We start from the raw sequence: 8,020 nt of genomic DNA on the forward strand, positions 1-8,020 counted from the left end.
TTTTTTCGAGGTGCTCGGCAGTTACTTGGTCGGACCGCTGTTTCCCTTGAAGCGACACTGTCTTGCCGACCGTGCCGCGTCGCGGGAGGCGGTGTATAGGCCGACCGACCGACCCGGCGCAAGCGCTTTTTTCCGACACCGTCGATTTTTCAGCCGAGCCGTTCGCGACGCAGGATGGCCCCTTCGCCCCCCTTGGATACGAGCCACCCCACCGACCGCCAAGCTCTGCCACCGATCGACGGTCATAGCACCGCATATGACCGGGTTTCCATGTGATAATACCTAAATCGATAAATCCATATCGGTTCCCGTACGTAGAAGCAGAGTGCGCATCCTCGAGTTACCGCGAGCTTCACAGTGGCTGGTACAGCATATCATTTGGGGTTCGAAGGAGCGGTGCTTGGATCCGGCTGGTTCGCCCCTGCGTTACCGCGGGCGAATTGCCGCCCGGCCGTGGTGCGCCGCAACGGTTTGTCCTCATCGACTGCGGAGTTTCTCCCATGGCCCTTCTGAATATGCCCGCCGCACGCAAGCTCGCCGGATGCACCCTTCCGCTCGACGACGAGCCCGCGCGGCTCCAGGCGTTGCGGAGCACGGGCCTGCTGGATTCCGCACCGGATCCTGCCTTCGACGAACTGGTGTCCTGGGCCTGCGACCATTTCCAGGTTCCTATAGCGCTGGTGTCGCTGCTGGATGCTGACCGGCAATGGTTCAAGGCGCGGCGTGGGCTGGCAACGCAGGAAACACCGCGTGACCATGCCTTCTGCCGCTTCACCATTCAGCAGAGCCTGCCGATGGTCGTGGAGGATGCCGCCGCCGATCCGCGGTTCCGTGACAATCCGCTGGTTCTGGGATCGCCTCACATCCGTTTCTATGCCGGCGCGCCGATCATCAACCGCAACGGCCTGGCGCTCGGCTCGGTCTGCGTGATCGACACGGTGCCGCGCAGCTTCGGCATGGTGGATCGCATGGTGCTGGCCCAACTCACCGTGACCGCGCTCGTCGCCATCGAGAAGCGACAATGCTAGCTGTCCCAATTGGTTATAGAGACGGTGTCCGGCATGCCTCACAGTGGCCGACAGGATTGCGCAAGGAACGATGCCAGCCGTGATGATGCCTTTCCCGCCCTTGTCTGCGCCCTTGCCCTCGCCCTTGTCGCCGTCAATGCCCTCGATGCCGTCCCGCGAAGAGGACCGGCTTGCGGCCCTTCGGCGTTACGAGTTGCTCGACACTCCCGAGGAACCGGCCTTCGACCAGATCACCCGTCTGGCCGCAAAGTTGCTGAATGTGCCGATCGCTCTGATTTCGCTGGTAGACTGCGACCGGCAATGGTTCAAATCGCGGGTCGGGCTGCCGGTGCGGGAAACGCCGCGTGAGCAGGCATTCTGCGCCCATGCGCTCCAGTCCGAGTCTCTGCTCGTGGTCGGCGACGCCCGCCAGGACCACAGATTCGCCGCCAACCCGCTGGTGACGGGCGATCCGCACATCCGCTTCTATGCCGGCGCCCCTCTGCGGACGGCGGACGGCCTGACGCTGGGCACCATCTGCGTGATCGATGACCAGCCCCGCCCCGCCCTGTCGGCCGAGGAGGAGGAAACCCTGCGCGACCTGTCGGCGATGGTGATGGCCCATATCGAGGCACGGCGCGCCGTCGGCTACCTGCATCCGGTCACCTCGCTGTCGAACCGCTTTCGGCTTCTTGCCGACATCGACGCTCTGCAGGCCGATCCGGCCGCCGGGGAGCGCACCCGCAAGACCGCGGTGGTGATCGACACCGCCGCGTCCCAGCAATATGCCGAGCTGACCCGGGTGCTGGGCCAGGTCTGCGCCGACACGTTCGAGGTCGATTGCGCCCACCGCATCGCTGCCTGCCTGCCGGGGCGCACCCGGCTCTACCACCTGTCGCCGGCCCGCTTCGCCTGCATCCTCGTCGATAGGCCGGAGGACGAATTGGCGGCCACTCTCGACCGGATCGGTGCGGCAATCCGCAGCCCCTTCCATTACCAGGGGGTGCCGATCGCGTCCTCCACCGGCATCGGATTCGTCCATCATCCGGACCGGCCGGGCGGAAGCGTGGAACTGCTGCGCGCCGCTGCCAGTGCAGCCCACCAGTCGCTGGAAAAGCAGAAACCCTGGTGCGCCTATGACGAGGAGCAGGACCGCGCCTCCCACCGCGCCTTTCTGCTGCTGAGAAGCCTGACGGAAGCGATCGGCGGCTCCAAAGCGGAAGCCACCGGTACTGCCATCGGGCGCGACAGGCAACTTCACATTGCCTACCAACCCAAAATCGACCTACGCACCGATGCCTGCATCGGGGCCGAGGCGCTGCTGCGCTGGACCCATCCGGAGCTGGGACCGATCTCGCCGGCGGAGTTCGTGCCGCTGGCAGAGCGGACGGCGCTGGTGCGCCCGCTGACAGAGTGGGTGATCGGGGCGGTGCTGGTCCAGATCGCACGGTGGCGCCGACGCGGGATCGCGCTGCCGGTCTCGATCAACATCTCGATGCTGGACCTCGGGGCCAACGACTTTGCCGACCGGGTGGCCGCCATGCTGGACCGACACGGGGTGCAGGCGGACTGGATCGACTTCGAGGTGACGGAAAGCGCGCTGATGACCGACCGGGCGGTGGTCGACCGGCAGCTCGACCAATTGCGCCGGCTGGGGATCGAAGTCGAGATCGACGATTTCGGTACCGGCCAGAGCGCGCTGTCCTACCTGAAGGACATCCCGGCGACGGCGGTGAAGATCGACCAGCGCTTCATCCGCTCCATCGCCACCGAACGCAACGACCAGATCATGGTCCGCTCGACCATCGACCTCGCCCACGATCTCGGCTACCGGGTGGTGGCGGAGGGGGTGGAGACCGTCGAGGCCTATGACTGGTTGCGCCTGCACGGCTGCGACTTCGGACAGGGCTATCTGTTCTCCCGCCCGCTCGCACCGGAGGCTTTCGAGGACTGGCTGGCGGCGGGGGCCTTCCGGCCCGCCGCCGTGGTTGCGCTGTGACCTACGCCGTCGCCGGGCTCACGGCCGACAGGCAGGCGTCGATGGAGGCCCGTTCGATCTCCGCGTAGAGGTCGAACGGGTTCAGGACGGATGTGCCAAGGTCGGCTTCGAAGCGCTGCTGGTTCGGGCTGGCGGAGAAATCCTGCTGCGCATCGTCGCCCAGGTTGGACTGGAAGATGCCGGCCGCGCTGACCGGCAGGAAATCCTCATAGACCACGGGATCGAAGCGGATGAGACCAGCCCTGATCAACACCTCCAGATCGGCATCGGGTGCCGGCGGGTTGCGGCGTCCGGCATCCGTCAGCGAATAGGTGAAATAGCCGAGCTGCTGGCGTCGGATCTCGTCCCAGCTGTCGGGAAACGGGGCGAAGACCTCCTGCAGGGCGGCCATGTACTCGGCGGCGTTCGACCCGTCTGCGGCCGGGGCGACGAGGCGGCGGGAATCCTGCAGCAAGGCGTCGTACCGCGCACGGCCCTTCGGCGTCAGGGCGATGCCGCGCTGTTCGATCTCGCCGAACCGCGCGGTGTGGACACCCGAACGCCAGCCATCGCCGTCGCGGAAATCCACCGGCTCGCTCAGCGCCTTGAAGGAGGTCTGGCGCAGCAGGATCGGGCAACGCCGGGTCGGCGGGCCTTCCACCACCGCCTTGGGTGCGATGCCCTTCTCCGGCATCATCCGCTGCACCGCGTCGATGTCCAGCGTGCGCGGGGTCAGATGGTTGATGTGCGGCCCCTTGAAGGAGACGACATCGGCGATCAGCCGATGGGCGTCGTGCAGCCGCTTGTAGAGGTCGAGCGGCACATTGGCCCGGCTGTGCCAGCGGAAGGTTTCCAGTGCCTCCGCAACGAAGCGGGTGGCCTCCTCCTCCGTCAGCCCGCCATTCACCTCTGCCTTGTCGATCAGGGCGAGGCAACCGACGGTGAAGATGCTGCGGCCGGCCAGCACCTGTTCCGCCTCGTTCCGCAGGGCGGCATCGGCAATCAGGTCGAGCCTCAGCAGCGAGGTGAAGACACGGAACGGGTTGCGGCTCAACGCCTCGTCGGTCACCGGACGGAAGGCGGTGGAATGGACGGGAACACCGGCTTCCGACAGGTCGTAATAGCCGACCGGCTGCATGCCCATCACCGCGAACAGGCGGCGCATGGTGGCCAGTTCATTCGCGGTGCCGAGCCGGATGGCGCCGTGACGCTCCTCCGTGATGCGGGCGAGGCCGCCCGCGGCCTCCAGCCGGCGGCGTTCCGCCGGGTCGGCGGCCAGCACCGCCTCGTTCACGTCCCGAACCAGTTCGACGAGCGTCTGATAGGCCGGCACTTCCGTCCGGTACATCTCCGACATGGCGGTGGAGAACAGGGTACGGATCGCATCGGAGCCGATGAAGGCGGGGCTGAAGGAACTCTGGGCACTCATTGCAAATCTCGCTCGCGTTGCCTGCGTCGGACCGGTCCGATCACTCTTCCGGTCCCTCCCATCGGCCAGCTATAGCAACGAAGCGCCACATTGGATTGCGATTGTTTTTACCGACTTGATGAGGAAAGCTCATGATGCGGCGGGGTGCGCCCCGCGTCTTCCTCCCCAGCTTCCTCCCGGGTTTCCGTCAGGATCCAGTCGCGGAAGGCGGCAAGCGGCGGATAGCTCGTCCGTTCCGACGGCCACACGATGTGATAAGCGTCCTCACTTTCCATCGGCAGGTCGAGCGCGGGCACCAGTTGCCCCGAGCCCAATTCCTCCCCGATCAGGAAAAGCGGCAGCAACGCCACCCCCAGCCCGGCAACGGCCGCCTGAATGGTGGTGCCGAACTGGTCGAACAGCATGCCATGCACGCCGTCGGCCGGCGTATCGTGCAGGGTCAGCCAGCGTTCCCAGGCATCGGGACGACTGGTCAGGTGCAGCAAGGGGGCAAGCCGCAGATCGCCGGGCTGCCGGAAGCCGAACCGGTCGCGCAGATCGTGACTGCAGGCGGGGATGACCGTTTCCCGGCGCAGAAGCGCCATCTCCCCACCCGGCCAGTCCGGCCGGCCGAAATGGATCGCCACGTCGACTGGATCCAGCCGGAAATCGAAGGGCGCCATGCGCGTCACCAGATTGATGGTCACGCCTGGATTCGCAGCCAGGAATTTCGGCAGCCGCGGCGCCAGCCAGCGGACCCCGAAGGTCGGCAGGATCGCGATGCTTAGCGTGCCGCCATAGGGGTTGGCGCGCAGGTTGAGCGACGCGGTGCTGATCTTGCGCAGCGCATCGCGGACCTCGCGCACGTAATACTCCCCGCCCGCAGTCAGGCGGATGGTCTGCCGTTCGCGGTGGAACAGCTCGACCTCCAGCAACTCCTCCAGCGCCTTGATCTGACGGCTGACGGCGCTCTGGGTCAGGGACAGTTCCTTCGCCGCCGCGGTGATGCTGCCGCTCCGCGCCGCCGCCTCGAATGCAGTCAGAAGGGACAGGGAGGGGAGGAAGCGGCGAGGGCTCTGCATCTCATTCTCACAAGGAATGACTGGTTGAGCAAACATCACTTTGCCGAAGGGGGTAGGCAAGCGAATCTTCCCAGCTGTCCGTGGATGCGGCGACCCGCTACGCTCACGGAACCGGTCCGGACGGTGTTTCCGGCCGGGAATGACAGGCGGGCAATAACACGGGAAAAGGACCACAGGGAATGCTGAACGATCCGCGGTCGCACGGGCTTTGGGAACGGACGGCACCGCCGGCGCCACCGACCACGCCGCTGACCGGCGCGGTCAGGGCAGACGTGGTGATCGTCGGCGCCGGATATACCGGCCTGTCGGCCGCCCTGCATCTGGCGGAAAGCGGCGTCGACGCGGTGGTGGTTGAGGCGGTGGAGATCGGCTTCGGCGGCGCCGGGCGCAATGTCGGGCTGGTCAACGCCGGCATGTGGGTGATGCCAGACCAGCTCGTCAACACGCTGGGGCCGGTCTATGGAGAGCGGTTGATCGAACTGCTTGGCAATGCTCCGCGCACCGTATTTGACCTGATCACCAAACACGCCATCGCCTGCGAGGACGAGCACAGCGGCACCCTCCATTGCGGCGTCGGTCCCGCGGGATTGCGCGAACTGGAGCAGCGTGCGGCAATCTGGCAGAAGCGGGGAGCGCCCGTGCGCCTGCTCGACGCAGCGGAAACGGCGGAGAAGGTCGGCACCAGGGCCTACACCGGGTCACTTCTCGATTTGCGGGCCGGCACCATCCAGCCGCTGGCCTATGCCCGCGGGCTGGCCGCCGCCGCCGTGAAGGCGGGTGCCCGCATCTTCACCTGCAGCCCGGTCCAGTCGGCAAGTGAGGCCGGCGGCAAATGGGAGGTGAAGACGGCGACCGGCAGCGTGCTGGCCGATTGGGTGATCGTCGCCACCGACGCCTACAGCATCGGCCCCTGGATGCAGCTGCGCACCGAACAGGTTCACCTGCCCTACTTCAATCTGGCGACGGAGCCGCTGTCCGAGCCCATGCGGAAAGCCATTCTGCCGGAGCGGCAGGGCGTGTGGGACACCAAATCGGTGCTCAGCTCCTACCGGTTCGACCGCCAGGGACGGTTGGTATTCGGCAGTGTCGGCGCCTTGCGGGGATCCGGAAACGCGGTGCACCGGGCCTGGGCGCAGCGTTCGCTGGCCGCTCTGTTCCCGCAACTCGGCCCGGTGCGGTTCGAATCCGAATGGTATGGGCAGATCGGAATGACCAAGGACAACCTGCCCCGCTTCCATCGGCTTGACCGCAACGTGATCGGCTTCAGCGGCTACAACGGCCGCGGCATTGCCCCCGGCACGGTTCTCGGCCGCTGCCTTGCCGACCGCATCACCGGCAAGCTCACCGACGCGGAGATGCCGCTTCCCGACACGGCCCTGGAAACGGTCGCCGGTCGTGCAGTGCGCGAAGCCGCTTACGAATACGGGGCGCAGGCGACCCACTTCATCGGCGCGCGGCTGCCGGGTCGGATCTGACCTGGTTCGAAAAACGGGCATGGCCGGAGTAGAGCGGCCATGCCCATCCGCAATGCAGACCCCTTTACAGACGCCTTTTACAGACCCCAGGCCCCGCTTTCCGCCGGGTCGACGACCTGGATGTTGTTCTCCACCCCCTTCACGCCGGGAACGCTTTCCGCCGCGACGCGTATGGCGTCGCGCTGGGACGCACTGCTGATGAAGCCCCAGAGATGAACGATGCCGTTCCGGACGACGATGGCGTCGTGCGACCGCGAATCCCAGGACAGTTCCTTCATGGCTGCGGTGACACGCTCCTTCAGCACACGGTCGTCAGGGGCCGCCGCGGCGGTCTCCGGTGAGACGCTGGCCAGTGCGCGCAGCAGGTTCGCCCGGCTGATGATGCCGATCAGGTTGCCCTGACGGACCACCGGCACGCGTTTGATCCGGCGCGTCTCCATCAGCCGCACGACCTCCTCGGGCGAGGCGCTTTCGTCGACGGTGGTGACATGGGCGGTCATGACGTCCGTGACCTTGCGGGCATGGGATTTGACGAAGTCCTCCGCCGGCAGCGTGCCGCCGGACACCAGCCCCAGCCACCAGGAGCGGTGGCGTTCGGTCCCGAGTTCCACCCGGCGCAGCAGGTCGCCCTCGCTGATGATGCCGACCACCTTGCCGGCCGCATCCACCACGGGCATGCCGCTGATGTTGTTCTCCAGCATCTTCTTGGCCGCGTCGGCGACAGTCGCGTCCGCGCCGATGGTGATGACCCGCGGTGTCATCAGATCGATAGCCTTCATGGTTTCGCTCCCCCTTGATGTTGTGCGGTGAGGTAAGAGTAGGGGAGCGGCCAACCGAGGGCGATTGATCTGCCGCAAATCGGCGGCAGGCTTTCCGCATGGTGAAAAAGACCGTCGGCCCAAACAGCAAAACGCCCCGGCTCGCATGAACCGGGGCGTTTCTGATGTTCGTGACGATGCCAGCGTGTTTGCTTCGGTTTGACGTCTCTTGAGCCTGAGTGACCTGGCGGCGACCTACTCTCCCACGTCTTAAGACGCAGTACCATTGGCGCGGAGGCTTTTCACGGCCGA

Annotated in this window: 6 protein-coding genes; 3 read left to right on the forward strand and 3 right to left on the reverse strand. The window is 66.1% G+C overall.

Features of this window, described 5'->3' with window-relative positions:
- Positions 1-500 precede the first annotated feature (500 nt).
- Positions 501-1,028 carry a GAF domain-containing protein gene (locus VD964_RS16850; RefSeq protein ID WP_324869674.1) on the forward strand — a complete coding sequence of 176 codons (528 nt, stop codon included), beginning with the start codon at positions 501-503 and terminating at the stop codon, positions 1,026-1,028.
- A 145-nt stretch (positions 1,029-1,173) separates the two neighbouring features.
- Positions 1,174-3,006, forward strand: a complete 1,833-nt coding sequence (locus VD964_RS16855) for a sensor domain-containing phosphodiesterase (protein ID WP_324869675.1) — start codon at positions 1,174-1,176, stop codon at positions 3,004-3,006.
- Position 3,007: 1 nt separating this feature from the next.
- On the opposite strand, the gene hglS is transcribed toward VD964_RS16855, so the two are convergent.
- Both hglS and VD964_RS16865 read right to left on the reverse strand, forming a co-directional pair.
- Positions 3,008-4,414, reverse strand: a complete 1,407-nt coding sequence (gene hglS, locus VD964_RS16860; protein WP_324869676.1) for a 2-oxoadipate dioxygenase/decarboxylase HglS — start codon at positions 4,412-4,414, stop codon at positions 3,008-3,010.
- A 107-nt stretch (positions 4,415-4,521) separates the two neighbouring features.
- The gene (locus tag VD964_RS16865; protein WP_324869677.1) at positions 4,522-5,475 is read right to left on the reverse strand and encodes a LysR family transcriptional regulator; all 954 of its coding nucleotides are present in this window, start codon (positions 5,473-5,475) and stop codon (positions 4,522-4,524) included.
- Between the two features lie 179 nt (positions 5,476-5,654).
- On the opposite strand from VD964_RS16865, the gene VD964_RS16870 reads away from it, so the two are divergent.
- Complete coding sequence (locus VD964_RS16870; RefSeq protein WP_324869678.1) at positions 5,655-6,950, forward strand: FAD-binding oxidoreductase; 1,296 nt, start codon at positions 5,655-5,657, stop codon at positions 6,948-6,950.
- 77 nt (positions 6,951-7,027) lie between these two features.
- On the opposite strand, the gene VD964_RS16875 is transcribed toward VD964_RS16870, so the two are convergent.
- A complete protein-coding gene (locus tag VD964_RS16875; protein ID WP_324869679.1) occupies positions 7,028-7,729 on the reverse strand; it encodes a CBS domain-containing protein in 702 nt (233 codons plus the stop codon).
- Positions 7,730-8,020: the final 291 nt, after the last annotated feature.

This window comes from Azospirillum sp., from assembly GCF_035628975.1.
Lineage (GTDB): Bacteria > Pseudomonadota > Alphaproteobacteria > Azospirillales > Azospirillaceae > Azospirillum.